Here is a 13899-nt window from a genome sequence, read left to right on the forward strand (position 1 = left end):
CCAGTTTGGATTACCAAAATGGTTAATCATAAAAGTGAGAAAATGACAAATTGAAAAAATAAAAAAAGGATAGGTGCACGCCTATCCTTTTCGATGATTACTTCTTTCGGAGGGAAGTAATTGTGAATCTGCACATGAGAAAGCCCATGTACTTTACGAAATTACAAAATTCATTTGGGTTGCTCTTTAAAACGAAGAATTGTTCCTAATAAAACAGAACTATTTCCACGGTAGAAAATAGAACTATTAGAAATTAACTGAAAACAAATGAATTTAAGAACTAAACTTATTCTGGTTGTTGTGTTGCTGGTCAACATACAACTATTTGCACAAAACATTACGGTTACAGGTACTGTGACCGATGCTAGTGGTGTGCCCATTGCAGGGGCTAATGTATTGGTTGTAGGCACCACTAACGGAACTCAAACTGATTTTGATGGTAATTACAGCATTACTGCGGCTTCAAATGCTGTCTTACAATTTTCCTATATCGGATTTGCAACACAGAGTGTACCTATAATTGACAAAAGTGTCATAAATATTACGCTGCAAGAAGACCGGAGCCAATTAGACGAGGTGGTTGTAATTGGTTATGGTACTCAAAGAAAATCTACGGTAACTGGGTCAATCTCGAAAGTTGTAAATGAGAACCTTGATCAAATTGCTGTGGCTAGGGTCGATGACGCTTTAATTGGCCAGGTTTCTGGGGTAAATATTCAAGCTACAAACGCCGAAGCCGGAGGAGCTCCTACTATTACGATTAGGGGTGTCGGTTCAATTAATGCCGATACTGGCCCTGCTTTAGTTGTCGATGGTATTGTTGTTAGTTCAGAATTTTTGGCGAATATAGACATGAACGATGTTGAATCTTTTGAAGTGTTGAAGGATGCAGCATCCGCTTCTATATATGGAAGTGAGGGAGCAAATGGGGTTATTCTTGTTACAACAAAAAGTGGAAGGTCTGGTAAGACTCAATTTAGTTATCAAACTTTTACAGGATACAAACAAGCCCATGGCAGTGAAGACTACAAGAAAGATTTGAACGAGTGGGCTGCCCTAGAACAACAAGCTACTGGCACCCTTTCTGGTGAAACACTCTACGCCTTGGATTTAGTAAAAACCACAGGTATTAATAGAGATTGGCAAGACGTTTTCTTTGACGGAGGTTTCATAACTAGCCACTCTCTTTCCGCCCGAGGCGGAAATGAAAATTCAACCTTTAGCGCTTCATTACGATCTTTAAGTGACGAAGGTGTTATTATTACTGACGATTATAAATTGTGGACCGGAAATTTAAAATTTGATACCAAAGTTGGTAAACGCCTGAAATTTGGTATTAGAGCCACTCCTTCTTATACTGAACAGCGAAGACTACCTACGTCAATCCATAATCCAACTCGTCAATCCCCATGGTTGCCGATTTATCATACCGAGGAAACACTGCAATTTATCAACCGAGATGTATATCCCGATGTAGGTGTTGGTGACTATTTCTGGGAAAATCACCTAGAAAATAGAGATTATGATGAGGATGGAAGCAACGAGCGCCCAAGAACATCAGGTGATTCAAACCCCTATCAACAGTATGTTGAAAGGCAACATTACGAATACAATACAAAACTTTTTGGATCAAGCTATTTGAGTTACAAACTAATGGATGGTTTGACTTTTAAAAGTTCCGTTGGTATCACTTTAGAGCAGCGCAGAAGAGACAGATATGATGGGGTTAATTATCATGCTTCAGGTGCTAGCCGCTCCAACTTTTATTTACAAGAACGCTTTAGAAAACGTATAATAAATGATAATACCCTTAACTACAATAAAAATTATGGCGACCACAGTCTAAATCTTTTAGGAGGGTTAACGGTTCAACAGCGTACCACTGAATTGACAGAGACCGAAATCAATGGTTTTACAGATGATCGTTTGCGAAATATCAATGGCGGTAATCCAGATAACTTAACGTCCTTTCAATCTAATGGTGAGCGCAAGAAAATTGGTCTTTTCGCTAGAGTAAATTATGCTTACAAAGACAAATATTTATTGAACGCCTCGTTCCGTAGAGATGGAAGTTCCGTATTCGGTAATGATACCAAATGGGGTAATTTCCCAGCTGTATCTGTTGGATGGAATGTGGCCAAAGAGGATTTTCTACTTTCAAGTGAGGTAATCAGTAATTTTAAGTTAAGAGCTAGCTATGGTCTAACAGGTGCCGAGAATTTTAATTTGGATACTCTTGAAGAAACTATCTGGCCGTATTTGTCTTTATTGCAAAACACAAATGCTGTAGTAGATGGAGCATTGGTTTCAGGTTCTTCACCTTTAAATATTGCAAATTCAGCATTGGGTTGGGAGGCTTCGGAAGAATTGACTGTTGGGCTCGATTATGGATTTTTAAATAATCGAATAACCGGTTCAATAGATTATTATCAAAGAAATAGTAATGACCTGTTACTCGAAAATCCTGTTTCTTATTTAACTGGGTTCAATGCCGGTATTGTCAATCTGGGAGAAGTACAGAATAGAGGATTGGAATTTGAGTTGCGAACTAGAAATATTTCCAAAGAGAAATTTCGTTGGAGCTCAACATTAATTGCATCGACCAATCAAAATGAATTGTTGAGTTTTGGTGATTCCAATAATGCACTTATTGAGGATACCTACGGTAGAAATTCACAATGGATAAATCGGGTTGGCGAGCCAATATCATCGTTCTGGGGCTACGTTGTAGATACTGAAAAATATGACGACACTGAATTCAGGGTTGCATACGTCGACAACCCATGGAACAGAATCAATGGTCAGGCAGATGATACCATTGTTGTAGATCTTAATGGAGATGGTATCATAACAGAAGATGACAAAACCATTCTTGGAGATCCTTACCCAGATTTAATTTACAGTTTTACCAATGAATTCCAGATAGGAAATTTTGACCTGTCCTTTATGGTACAGGGCAGCTTAGGTGCTCAAGTGAATAACATAGGTGATCAATATTTCTACAATTGGTTTGGAAATAGAACTAGGAGTGGTGGAGAATTACAGGCTGTGGCTGACGGTTTGGTTCCACATCCATCATTTATTCAAGAAAAGGTACTTACCAGTGAGGTTATTGCAAGTGCGGACTATTTCTCATTACGCAATGTAAATATTGGATACAATTTTAGTGGTAACATTTTAACGGATATAGGCTTATCCAATCTTCGTTTGTATGCGACTGCGCAGAATCTCTTTTACATCACTGCGAGTGATTATCATGGTTTTAATCCTGAACACGATGACAACGGCAACGTAAGAGCCTATGGTTCTCAACGTGCCGGTACTCCGATTTTTAGAACGGTAACCTTAGGTCTGAACGTAGATTTTTAAACAGAAAAGCATTATGAAGTCCATAAAATATTTAATACTCACATTGACTATCTCGTTGATATCGTGTGATACAGATGAGTTTTTGAACCCTTTACCTGATACTGTAGTTGTTGAAGAGTCCTTTTTTCAAACTGACGCTGATGTTGAAGCAGGTATTATAGGTATTTACGACGCATTACAGGGTGTGAATGAAAATACGGAGACCAATATTGGTGATTTCAATAGAGGTGTTCAGTTCGAACATTTATTGACCGAACATAGAACTGATAATACGCGGAATGCAACCCTTGAAGGATCTAAATCAGATTTTCATAGATATGTTGTTGATGCCAATAATGTTGAATCAGAAGATTATTACGCATCAATGTATGAGGTAATCTTTAGGGCAAACAACATGTTCCGATTTATTGAAATTGCCGATTCAGGTAATCAGGCTCGTTATACAGCAGAAATAAAATTTCTTAGGGCATATGCCTACTTCAAATTGGTTCGTTTATTCGGTGATGTTCCTTTAGTAACTGAAGTATTGTTGCCAGAAGATAAAGAGACCCTTTTTACTCGAGTATCTAGTGATCAAATTTATGCTCAAATAATAGAAGACTTAACTGAAGCCGTAAACGTACTGGACAATACCCAAAAGGCAAGAGCTTCTAGGGCAGCGGCCCAAGGTATTCTTGCCAAGGTATATATGAGTCAATCTACACCAAATTATACAGCTGCAAAATCGCTTTGTGAGGATATCATCAACAGTGGTAGTTTTAGTTTAGAATCAAATTTTTCAGATGTTTTTTACAATGAATTGAATGATGAAATAATATTTGCCATTCAGTACGCATTCGGAAACACCTTAGAGAGTCAAAGCTTTTCTTCTGAATTTACCTCTTTTGTTCGGCAAGGTCGAGAAGATGGTCAGAACATAGTGAATGATAACCTAGTTTCCGCCTTTGCTGCCTTTGGAGGTGATAGAGGCCCCCAGTCATTTATTAATTTGGGAAGTTCCATTGAGGTTATTAAGTTCTTACCTGAAGGTTCAGATGTTACAGTTTCACCGCCAACTTATGGCGATAATGCTAGAAATGCTGGTAACGATTACATCGCCTTACGCTATGCAGATGTACTTTTATTACACGTAGAGGCATCCATTGGGTCAGGTACAAGTACTACAGATGCTGCGGCCTTGCAGTCCTTCCAAATGGTGCGGGACAGGGCATTTCCAGCAACAGCTCCAAATAGTGTATCCAGTGTGTCAAAAGAAGAACTTTTGAATGAAAGAAGGGTTGAGTTGGCATTTGAAAATCAGCGTTGGTTTGATTTACTGCGCTTTGGAGTTGCAGAGTCTGTCCTAGGAGCACATTCTGATGAGATGGGATATATCTTTTCAGGTAGGGATTTATTATTACCAATACCTGCTAGGGAAATTAACTTAAGTGATGGGCTTTTAACGCAAAATCCAGGATATTAAAAATAAGATACTATGAAATACATTATAAACTTTCTTAGAAAGATAAAACCCATGGCCATAACAATGTTCATTGGGGCCATAGTAATGAGTTGTGTTGGAGATGAACTTTTCAGAGATGAATTGCCTGGAGCAAATTCGAAAATTGATGAGATTTTTCCTGCTGCTAATTTTTCCTATGCATCTTCTTCAGACGATTTTAGAATAATTAACTTTACGAATCTTTCATCTGAGGCTTCGACATATTCATGGGATTTCGGCAACGGAAATACCTCTGAAGAGCAAGATCCTTCCTTCACATTTGCGGCAGGTGAAGGTACTTATCCAGTGACCTTGACCGCAATTGATGGTAACGGGATGACCGGTTCCGTAACCATAGATGTTATTGTTGTTGAAGGACCATTTCAACCTATCATCAATGAGGCTGGTTTTGAGGATGATACGCTACCTGAAGGTGGAGGTGACGGTCGGGACTCGTGGAGAAATAATGCCCTCGGCGGTGTCATCCAAATTACTGGTAGTCCAGTTACTTTTGGGGATCAAGGTGCAAAGTTGCCCGTTCCAGCAAGAGATAGAATTGGGTATCAAGAAATAACCGTTGAGCCAGACACCAATTACGATTTAAGTTTTTGGTATACGATGTTGAGTGGTTCGAGTGATCCGAGACTGATAGTTTCTGTATTAGGGGTAACGGATAATGGGGGAACCTTTGAAACAGCTGAAGATGTTGCTAATGGAACTATTGCCTCTGTTACCGTGACCAATGATGAAGAGCCCGATGTTTATATTCAACAGAAGTTATCGTTCAATTCCGGAACGAACAATTCCGTAGCAATATTTTTCACGAATGGTGAAGTTGAATGTAGATTGGATGATTTCACCATAGAGGTAGGTGCTGTAGGTGCAGTTCCGCCATCGGTAGGTTTTGAAGCGCTTCAAAGCGAGGCTAACTTTCTTGAATACAGTTTTGTGAATGCCTCAACAGGTGCAACAAGTTATGAATGGGATTTTGGAGATGGGAATTCATCAACGGAAGAATCGCCAACTCATGTTTACATGACTGCAGATACCTACACAGTAACTTTAGTGGCTACCAACGATGCTGGTTTATCAAATAACTTATCACAAACCATAACCATATTAGCTCCGGTAACTGCCGCGTTTACTTCTCAAGTAGACGAAAATGATTACAGAACTTATACATTTACTGATGCATCAGAAGGTGCGGCGTCTTTATTGTGGGAGTTCGGAGACGGTTTTCAATTTACTGGCATGAACCCAACACATACCTATGACGAAGACGGAACTTATGAGGTGAAACTCACTGCTACTAGTATCACTGGCAATACTTCAGTAGCAACCGAAACAATCGTAGTGGCTGAAGGATTTGTTGTTCAGGTACTGAATGGAACGTTCGATGAATTTACTGTTAATACTGGTGACAACGCTGATGCTTGGGACATGACGCCGAACAGTACGGTGGTGGATAACAACGGAAACACAGTGGATAGCCCCTATGACCCATTATGGGATAACGGGGCGCTAGATAGTTGGTTAAACGATTTCTTTAATGACAGCAGTGAGCAGCCAGCTTCAACTTCTGATGGAGCGAATGGAACTCGCGGTGGAAAATTGAATGAGGCCTCGCGTAGGTTATATCAAGTAGTACAGGTGCAGCAAGGCAGTACTTATAACTTTTCGATTGATACACGTTCAGAAGCTGCAGGTGTAAATACAGAAGTATACATTCTGAATACACAGATAGAAGATGAACTTGGTATAAACGCATCTTCTTCTGATCCAGCCATCGACGCCTACTTCGAAATAACCAATGACTTCAATACAGATAAAAGCGTATTTACTACTTCGACTTTTTCCTTTACGGCAAGTACAAATCAAATTGTAATATATGTACGTGCTTTAAATGCGGTGGATAGTAGTAATGAAGTGTTTATTGATAATGTAGCAATTACTAACGATTAGGTATTGACAATAGCTATTTAGTTAAAAGCCACCTGTTTTCCTATTTGGGTTGAACAGGTGGTTATTTAAAAATTTAATTGACAGGTGATCTTCTATCAAATTATAACAAACGGAAAAAGTCTTTTTTAGAAATGAACCCTTTCTCAGCAAAGTCATTACTTGTTCTTTTTTTGATTTTTAATGTTTTCATTGCCGTAGCTCAAGAAGAAATTACGATTAAGGATGAGGTGTCCAAGACCACAAAAAAGAAAAGAAAAAAAGTTAAACTGCCAAAAGTAGATTTGAGCAATTGGAGTGTAACTATTCCCGAGGGTAATGAAAAGGGCAGGGCCACTACCGTTGCCCCGCCAGAAATTTTGGGTTATGCCAATAATGATGTGTTAAGGCCTTATATGTTCAATGATTCAACTATTGGTGCACTTGTTTTTTACGCCTACCCTTCGAACGCAACAACGGCGAATACAAAATACTCACGTTCAGAACTACGCGAGCAAATGGAGCCGGGCAACAACAATGTTAATTGGACATTTTCTCAAGGAGGTTATTTAAAGGCCAAAATGGCAATGGGTAAAGTTTCGCGTGCTGAGAATGGTAAATACCATAAAGTTATCATTGCACAGATTCATGGTAGATTGACCAATGAACAAAAAGAACTGATTGGCCAAAAAGATAACAATGCACCTCCAATTTTAAAAATTTATTGGGATAAAGGTAAAATTAGGGTAAAAACAAAAGAACTGAAATATCAAGGAATAGCTGATAATGCAATGCTGCATAAAGAAGCTTGGAAAGATGATTCGGGTCGAAATTTTGAAGAAGAAGTAGGCTTTAAAAAATTCACCATAGAAATTAAGGTTTCAGATGGCAAAATGGTGGTTTCATTAAACAAAAACGAGTTTTTCGTTTACGAAAACCTGAGTCTAAAACGCTGGGGTGTTTTCGAAAATTATTTTAAAGTAGGTAACTACTTGCAGACTAGAGATCAGGGAGCCTTCGCATCGGTAAACCTTTTTGAACTAAATGTTGAACATAACTAAGGACAAAACCAAAGTGCTTTTACAATTTAATTTTTTCAAGACATACACTTTAAAATTGGTTCTGATAATTACCGTAACCCTATTTGTTTGCGCTTGTTCAGGAAATAACAATTCAACTGAAGTTCCTGAAGAAATTGAAGATGACCAAATACTTGATGAGCAAACAACTCCAGAAGAAGCGGATGAATCATCTTATACACTTCCCGAAATAGATTTAAATAATTGGAAAGTGACCTTACCGGTATCTGAAAACGGAAGGCCGATTGAAGTAGAACCCCCGGAAATTTTAAATTATGCCAATAATGAGGTTTTAAAACCTTTTATGTATAATGATTCAATAAATGGTGCGCTAGTTTTCTACACTTACCCAGGGGCAACCACGCCTAATTCTTCATATTCCAGAACAGAGTTAAGGGAACAAATGAATCCGGGCAGCAATTCTACCAATTGGACTTTTAAAGAAGGTGGGCGAATGAAAGGAACACTTTCATTGGATTCTATTTCGAAGGATGGTGATGGTGATTATCACCGCACCATGGTCATGCAAATACATGGTAGATTGACCAATGAACAGCGTGACCTAATTGGGGAAAATGACAATAACGCACCACCGATGCTAAAAATTTATTGGCAAGATGGATATATTAGAGTAGTCACCAAGGCATTAAAAGACACATCGGTTTCAGATACAGAACTCTTATACACATCTGCTTGGGAAGATGGTGCAAGTCATATTTTTCCTGACAAAGTCAATTTTGAAAAATTTAGTTTGGAGATTAAGGCATCGGAGGGAAAAATTGAAGTGGTTTTAAATGAGACCGAATCAAAAATTTTTGAAAGTGTTCATATAGATAAATGGGGAGTTTTTGAAAATTACTTTAAGGCTGGTAACTATCTACAGTCAACGGATGAGGATTCTTACGCTAGTGTCAAATATTACAAATTAGATGTGGTACATTAATTAAGTCGACGAAATTATCCTAAGAATTAAAAAAGAAGGTGAGTAGACCGCTTTGACGCTATATCTCAAATTGCATGTTTTTTCATCAATAAATCAGATTTTCCTCAATTTTTTAACATTTAAACATTGAAATCGTTTTTAATTAACGTTTGTATAACATATATTTGGTCAACCAAATTGGTTTACCAGTTTGGATTACCAAAAATTAGTTGAAATCGAATTAAAAAATGATAGCGCTTTTAAAGAATAAAAATGATACTAATGTATCCTAATGAAATGATTACTTTTTTCGGAGGGAAGTAATTGTAAGTCTGCATAAGAGTAAGCCAAGATTGAAATTTAAACATGAAAATTCATTTGGTAAGCTTTAATGTGTACTGGAACTAACTCTGTTGAAATCTAAATTATCTCCAGAGTAGAAATTTGAACTATTTTGAAATTAACTGAAAACAAATGAATTTAAGAACTAAACTTTTTATGGTTGTAGCGTTGCTTGTCAACATACAGCTATTTTCGCAAGAAGTCACGGTTACTGGTACCGTTACTGATGCAAGTGGTGTGCCCATTGCAGGAGCCAACGTTTTGGTCGTGGATACGACCAATGGAACCCAAACTGATTTTGACGGTAACTATTCAATAACGGCAGCTTCAACTGCTACCCTGCAGTTTTCCTATATTGGATTTGCGACCCAGAGTATTGCAATTAGTGGTCAAAGTATCATAAATGTTAGCTTGCAAGAAGACCGTAGTCAATTAGACGAGGTTGTTGTAATTGGTTATGGTACAAGAAAGAAGTCGTCTTTGACTGGTGCTGTAGCCAAGGTTCAAGGTGGTGAAATTGCCGCCATACAAGCACAACGTGTTGACGAGGCCTTGGGAGGTAAGCTTTCAGGGGTGCTTATTCAAAATCAAGACGGTGCTCCAGGTGCCGACCCGAAAATTCAAATTCGTGCCGCTTCATCGGTTAATGGTAATTCCAATCCTTTAATTGTGGTTGACGGATATCCGATATCTGGTAGTTTGGCTACGGTCAATCCTAACGATATTGAGAGTCTAGAGGTATTAAAAGATGCGGCTTCTGCTGCAATTTACGGGTCTCGGGGTGCCAATGGTGTTGTGTTGGTCACAACCAAACGAGGGCGTAGCGGTAAGGCAAAATTTAGTTACAACACCTATACAAGTACCTCAAGTAGATACTTAAGGGATAATATCAAAACTACGGCTGGAGATTATGCTAACATAGCTCGTGCCAATATTGCTAACGGAACATTCAATGTTTCTGATTTAGATCCAGCAATTGTTGAGTACAGACTTAACGGATTTGCAAATTCACCAGATGTCGTTGGTGTAGAAGATTGGTTTTTTAGAAATGGTTCAAGTATGAACCATGATTTTAGTGTTAGTGGTGGAACCGAAGACGTAAATTATTTTGCCTCTGTTGGTTACTTGAATACTGAAGGTGTCGCAATAACACAAGGTTTTGAAAGGGTTAATGCTCGATTGAACCTAGATGCTAAATTGGGTGAAAAGTTCAAAACTGGTTTAAGTTTTAATGGATTTATTTCTGACCGTGATATTGTTGGTCATGACATGCGAGATTTATTAAGGGCCTATAGTGTACACCCAATTTACCATACTGATGCATCCATTGCATTTGTACAAGAATTGAATTCGCAAGCAGTTGCCTTGGGGCTAGCTTCTTTCGATGCTGGGTACAGAGGCGGTGCTGACGCACCATTCAACAACAGTATTTTTACCTTGCAGCCCGGAGATACCGCCCAAGATTGGCATTATGGTAGAAGTGGTAATGGTATTGGAGGATCTGGCGATGCAGGTCCTGCAACCAAATTAGACAATACAGATCGCTATCAAAAAACCTATTTCGGTAATCTAACTTCCTATTTACAATATCAAATAATTGATGGGCTTAATGTAAAGACAGTTTTAGGGGCTGATATTAGAGATACAGAAGATTATTTCTGGCGCGGTTTAGAGTTTGATTCTAGAGCTCGTAGTACGCAAACTGCACTTGACCAGACTAATGTAAAGAGGTCATCTATTTTGAGTGAAACAACTATTAACTACGCTAAAACAATCGGTAAGCATGATATTTCTGCAGTTGCAGGCCTAGAATTCCAGAATTTCTACATTCAAGGAACGTCATTGCAAGGTTCTAATGTTCCTTTTGGTGATATCATTAACTATAATCTCTTAGAGCCTGCAGATATTGCTGTTTCTGAAAGGGATGAGACGATTTCCAGAAGAAGTATATTCGGAAGAATTAATTATGCTTATGACAATAAGTACTTATTCTCAGCATCTTTAAGAAGGGATGGTGATTCAAGATTCGGGGCAAATGAGAGATATGCTACTTTTCCTGCCCTTTCCGTTGGTTGGAATGTTCACAACGAATCATTTTGGAAATCGGATGCGTGGAGTTTGATGAAGCTTAGATTTAGCACAGGTTCTTTAGGAACTACCTCTGATTTAGGTGCTTACAATTCTTTGAGTTTATTAAATCCAAGCGCTACGATTTTTGGAAATGGATTTTTGATTCCTTCTGATGTAGCGAATGAAAATTTGACTTGGCAAACCAATACGGAAACCAACTACGGTGTTGATTTAGGTTTTGCCAAAAACCGATTCCGTTTAAGTGTCGATTATTATACGTCTGATATAGAAGACATTCTTATCAACTTTGGGGTGTCTGAGGTTCTAGGTACTTCAAGCATTCGATTAAATGCAGGTGATGTTCAAAGCTCGGGTCTTGAATTTGAATTTTCAGGAAACCTAATTCAAAAAGATGACTTCAGCTGGAATATCGGCGCTAACCTATCTACGGTTGATACAGAGATTACTGATTTGAACGGTTTGGACGAATTGCCATCACAAATCTATGGGCAGAGTGGTCGTGGACCGGTATTTAGAAATTATGTTGGAGGAGAGATTGGAGAGATGTGGGGTATAGAAACTACAGGAGAGGTAGAAATGGAATACTTGTCAAATCCGATTGAATTTCCTGACCAACAAAGTGGATGGAGTTACGCCGTAGACCAAAATGGTGATGGTGTAATTGACAGAACAAGAACCGTAGAAGAGGGTGGTGATTTGGTTAAAATAGGTCAAAATACGCCTGACTTTTACTGGGGGGTTAACAGTAACATGCGTTACAAAGACTTTGATATGTCACTCCAATTTCAAGGAGCCCAAGGTGGTGATGTTTATAATATTGATCCATTGTATTATGGCTCTCAATGGGGTCGTTCTTTAAGAGATGCCTTTGACGCTGACGGTGATGGCCTTGCTGATAATAATGGACTGCCATATGTAAGAAATAGAGATCAGACCGATGCTGTTCTTCAAGATGCTTCATATGTGGCACTTAGAAACCTAACATTGGGCTATACTATTAATTCGGATTTAATGGGCAAAATAGGTATGAACTCGGCAAGGGTTTATGTTGCTGCAACAAACTTATTGTACCTGTGGGGTGATGATTATACTTCTTTTAATCCTGAAGGAGTAGAGACCACGAATTCCGGTTATGCAGGTCCAACAACTTATGGGGTGCAAGTCGGGGCAAGTCCGATTGTAAGAAGTTTTACACTTGGTTTAAATCTTAACTTTTAATGCGTAAAAAAATGAAAACAGTATATAAATTAACATTAGGGTTGTTGCTTTTGCTTACGGCATGTGACAATGATCTAGATCAAGTTCCACCGAATATTGCGAGTGCTGATTCATTGGAAGACTTCACGGGAGTTCTAAATGCTGCCTATTTCTATCAAATAGGCACAGTTACACCAATGGCTGTGATGGGCGATTTTAGGGCAGATAATGCTTTTATGTTTGAAGCACCATTTACCGAATTTGATGAGTATGATGCGGATTTGCCTGTTATGGAAGATCAATTTTTCGGACCCTTCTATACCGCTGCATATAGATGTATTTTAAGTACCAATAATGTCATTGAAAATGCAACAGATGGCACCCAAATAGGTGAAGCTAAGTTTTTAAGAGCTTTGTCTTACTTTAAACTGGTACAGGTTTTTGGAGATGTTACCGTAAACTTATCAGCAGCACCTCCAGTTGATGATACTTCTATTTTAGTCAGACTAGCTGCGACTGAAGTATATAACAGTGTTATTGTCCCAGATTTACAAGATGCCGTTGCGTCCTTAGACAATTCTGGTCTAGGTAGTGGCAGGGCAACTCAAATAGCTGCTCAGGCGCTTTTGGGTAAGGTTTACATGCACCAAGGTAATTTCAGTAGCGCCGAGGCACAGTTGGCAAGTGTAGTAAATGGTGCTACCGCTGCAGGTGTTGAGCTACAAGCGGATTTCGCTACCATCTTTGGAGTAGATAACGACTTGAATCCTGAAATAATCTTTGCAACCCAAATTTCCAGTTCAATCGTTGATGAATATGGATTCTCAGAATTTTGGTCGTGGTCTGGTGGTTTAGACACAAAATCTTTGGAGCCATTGGATTTGGATTTGATTGCTGCCTTTGATGCCAGTGAAGCAGGTGGCGAAACAGATTTAAGAAGGGTTGTAACCATCGATGAAACTTTGTTGGCTTCACCAAAGTTTCCTCAAACTGGTGGGCCTGACCATGACTGGATTGAATTGCGCTTAGGTGATATGATTCTGTTGTATGCCGAAGCCTTAAATGAAAATGGAAATACAACGGGAGCATTGACCGAACTCAATAAAATAAGAACTAGAGCTGGATTGTCAAATTCAACTGCAGCAAGCCAGGCTGAGGTTAGGCAGGCAATACAAGATGAAAGAAGATTGGAATTGGCTTTTGAAGGACAACGATGGTTTGATTTGGTTCGAACGGGCACAGTTGATGCTGAGATGGGAGAAGCGGTTAATCCGAATTACTATTTGTTCCCAGTTCCAATATCTGAGGTTTTGGCGAGTGGTGGTGTAATAACCCAAAACCCTGGTTATTAATTAGTATTAGGGAGTACAAAGATTAAAACATTAATCATTAACAATTGCATTTTGAGTTAGTTTAGTTAGGCATGAAGGGCTATTGGTCACTGGTTTTCGGCCAATAGCCCATAATGTTCAAAAACTAAA

The 13899-nt window shown here is 38.8% G+C and carries 7 protein-coding genes; all 7 read left to right on the top strand.

Annotated features, from left to right (window positions below; all coding sequences use genetic code 11):
• Positions 1-267 precede the first annotated feature (267 nt).
• The 7 genes from HCU67_RS07275 to HCU67_RS07305 all read left to right on the top strand — a co-directional run bounded on the left by HCU67_RS07275 (position 268) and on the right by HCU67_RS07305 (position 13770).
• Positions 268-3369, top strand: coding sequence for a SusC/RagA family TonB-linked outer membrane protein (locus tag HCU67_RS07275; protein WP_168551895.1), 3102 nt, complete (start codon positions 268-270; stop codon positions 3367-3369).
• Between the two features lie 13 nt (positions 3370-3382).
• Positions 3383-4831, top strand: coding sequence for a RagB/SusD family nutrient uptake outer membrane protein (locus tag HCU67_RS07280; protein ID WP_168551896.1), 1449 nt, complete (start codon positions 3383-3385; stop codon positions 4829-4831).
• Positions 4832-4843: 12 nt separating this feature from the next.
• The gene (locus HCU67_RS16725) at positions 4844-6811 is read left to right on the top strand and encodes a PKD domain-containing protein (protein WP_168551897.1); all 1968 of its coding nucleotides are present in this window, start codon (positions 4844-4846) and stop codon (positions 6809-6811) included.
• A gap of 131 nt (positions 6812-6942) precedes the next feature.
• Complete coding sequence (locus HCU67_RS07290) at positions 6943-7848, top strand: polysaccharide lyase family 7 protein (protein ID WP_168551898.1); 906 nt, start codon at positions 6943-6945, stop codon at positions 7846-7848.
• Positions 7832-8809, top strand: coding sequence for a polysaccharide lyase family 7 protein (locus HCU67_RS07295; RefSeq protein WP_168551899.1), 978 nt, complete (start codon positions 7832-7834; stop codon positions 8807-8809). Before HCU67_RS07290 ends, HCU67_RS07295 begins: the two co-directional genes overlap by 17 nt.
• Before the next feature lie 453 nt (positions 8810-9262).
• A complete protein-coding gene (locus tag HCU67_RS07300) occupies positions 9263-12439 on the top strand; it encodes a SusC/RagA family TonB-linked outer membrane protein (RefSeq protein WP_168551900.1) in 3177 nt (1058 codons plus the stop codon).
• 11 nt (positions 12440-12450) lie between these two features.
• Positions 12451-13770: a RagB/SusD family nutrient uptake outer membrane protein gene (locus HCU67_RS07305; protein ID WP_168551901.1), complete on the top strand. Its 1320-nt coding sequence runs from the start codon at positions 12451-12453 to the stop codon at positions 13768-13770.
• The last annotated feature ends 129 nt before the right edge of the window (positions 13771-13899 follow it).

The sequence above is a fragment of the Croceivirga thetidis genome (assembly GCF_012272815.1).
In the GTDB taxonomy this organism is placed as follows: domain Bacteria; phylum Bacteroidota; class Bacteroidia; order Flavobacteriales; family Flavobacteriaceae; genus Croceivirga; species Croceivirga thetidis.